The 2,545-nt window shown below is 37.2% G+C and carries 2 protein-coding genes and 2 pseudogenes; all 4 read left to right on the top strand.

All coding sequences use genetic code 11. The annotated features are described in order from the left end of the window. Nucleotides 1-286, top strand: a pseudogene (locus Q0X77_RS15270) (hypothetical protein); the annotation flags it as partial. Nucleotides 287-339: 53 nt separating this feature from the next. Continuing rightward, entirely contained in the window at nucleotides 340-1,410 is a 1,071-nt protein-coding gene (locus Q0X77_RS15265; RefSeq protein WP_297798678.1) for a trypsin-like peptidase domain-containing protein, read from the top strand. A 146-nt stretch (nucleotides 1,411-1,556) separates the two neighbouring features. Beyond that, on the top strand, nucleotides 1,557-2,123 hold the full coding sequence (locus tag Q0X77_RS15260; protein ID WP_297798677.1) for a hypothetical protein: 567 nt from the start codon (nucleotides 1,557-1,559) through the stop codon (nucleotides 2,121-2,123). A gap of 236 nt (nucleotides 2,124-2,359) precedes the next feature. Beyond that, nucleotides 2,360-2,545, top strand: a pseudogene (locus tag Q0X77_RS15255) (hypothetical protein); the annotation flags it as partial.

The following is a 2,545-nucleotide window of genomic DNA, read 5'->3' as shown; positions in this document are numbered from 1 at the left end:
AAGAGGTTACTTCAATGGCAGGTTTATAGACAAGCATATGTATATTTTACAAGCGGAATATAGATTGCGCTTTAAGGAAAGATGGACTTTAGCCGGTTTCGGATTGTTTGGAAGTGTGAGCAACGAGCCAGATGATCTCTTCAGATTTAATAACTTAAAACCGGCTTTTGGAGGAGGAATACGTTTTAAACTAATTAAAGATAAGAGTACCTGGCTCAGGTTAGATTATGGAGTTGGAATAGATGGCCAGAATGGAATTTACTTTGGTGTTAATGAAGCATTTTAATTACAATACGAACCTCATCAATTTATCGCTGGTATTGGATCAATAATTTGAAAATGACATACAATCTTAATCACACCATCTTAAAGCATATTCAGTTGAAAAAAATAACCTTCGTTTTAACATTTTTAATTTCCATTGTTACAAGCGGTCAAACTCTTGCAGAGTTATATCGGGATATTAATTCCTCTGTAGTAGTTATTGATATCATTAATGTTTCCCGGGAAAGTGAAGGGGAATATATTCAGGTTGTTACAGAGGAATCTCAGGGTTCCGGAGTATTAATAGCTGAAGAAGGTCTTATATGGACTGCCGCTCATGTGGTACAAACTGCCGAAGAAGTTCAAATTGAATTTCTTGATGGTGATATTTACGCGGGAACGGTAATAAGTTCCGTAGCCCAGGCAGATGTCGCCCTGGTTAAAATAAAAGGGGATTTCCTGCTCAAAGACAAAAAAGTTGCCCCTATAGGTGATTCGGATAAAGTATTTGTAGGAGAAGATGTTTTTGTTCTGGGTGCTCCTCATGGTTTTAAACAATCACTATCTCGGGGAATCCTCAGTGGCAGATTTGTTCCGGCCCATTTAAGCAATGACTTTGTGAAAATTGAATTTTTACAAACGGATGCTTCAATTAATCCTGGAAATTCAGGGGGTCCTATGTTTAATATGAGCGGGGAAGTAATTGGTATAGCAAGCAGGATATACAGTAATTCCGGCGGGTTTGAGGGTATTGGTTTTGCGATGTCATCTAATGTGGCCGATAAATTGCTTATGCAGGAATCAAGCATCTGGGGTGGTATGGAATCCCTACTATTGGATGGAGACCTGGCAAAGGCACTTAATCTGCCGCAGGAAGCAGGCTTGTTGATTACAAGTTTGTCTTCTAAAGGATCGGCAAGTGCATTGGGTTTGAAGGGTGGTACTATTTCAGCCAAAATTGAAGAAACAGAACTAAAAATTGGCGGAGATATTATTCTTGAATTAGGGGGCATCACCATTGAAGATATCAACTCCATTTTCAAAATCAGAAAGATAATAGCCGAAGCACAAAAAGGAGACGTCATTACAATGACAATATTCAGAAACGGAAAAATAGTCCGAGCCAAATTTACCAAGCAGGATTGATTTCAAAAATTATCTCTACATTAGCCCTTCAAATAAAAAATATGAAAAAGAACTCAGCACTAATTTTATTGTTTCTAAGCCTTTTTTTTACGAGTTGTTCGAGTTTCAAAATCATTAATTCCTGGAAGGCGGAAACAGCAAATAAGATGAATGACAAAAAAATCCTGGTGGTGGGCAGGTCTGCTGACAAGGATCTGCGGATAGCCTTTGAAAATGCGATTACAAAAAAATTCGTTGACGCTGGTTTAAATGCCATTTCAAGTCATACCCAATTTCCTGATTTTAAACCCGCAGCCAAAATTACGGAACAACAAAAAAAACAAATCCGTTCTATTTTGGAACAAAATAGTTATAATGGGGTAGTTCTTACCGTTTTAAAGGACTATCAGGAACGAAGCCGCGAAGTGGGTGCCGAAAAATACGAGACTACCGTTTACTATGGTGGTGCAACTTATCCGGATGCCTATGGCGGATTCTATAACTATTTTTACCTGCCGGGTACCTATTCCTCGGATCAGGTATCCCTCAAGACTGAAGGTACCACTATAACTTCTAAACTCTATATTTTGGAAACTGTAGTTTATGATCTAACGCAAGAAGAAGGAAAACAACTGGTCGCCTGGACTACAGCGTCTATAGAAAATCCGGATGTTTCTCCCAGCATAGCATCTTCCTATGCAAATGCTGTTGCCAAAGGTTTTAAAAGCAAATAATCCCGAAAAAGCACCTGCAAAAAGCAAATTAGTCCAATTAAGAATTTGGCATAATAATTGTACTTCATAGTCGAAAATAGTTCAAAAATAGAAAGATGCTTTGCTTTGTTTTTTGTACCTTTTCAGCTAAATAATTCATTGCCTGCTAATTAAATTGAATGATGGTGGTAAATTATTATAATACACTGAATATCAAAAGTTCCCAACAATATTTTAATAACAAAATAAATACTAAAATGTACACTAACTATTTAAAAAAATCGAACTCCTTATTATTCCTTTTATGCTTTGCTTTTTCTCTAAGCTCGTTTGCCCAGATAGGCGGCTGGAATGTGGATTTGGAAAAAGATTCCAACGAAAAGCTGGCAGAAATGATTGAAAGGGTACCCAAATTACAAACCTTTAAGGATAAGTCATATGGT

The organism is uncultured Eudoraea sp. (assembly GCF_947258925.1).
Lineage (GTDB): Bacteria > Bacteroidota > Bacteroidia > Flavobacteriales > Flavobacteriaceae > Eudoraea.
This window is presented reverse-complemented; position numbering and strand designations above follow the sequence as displayed.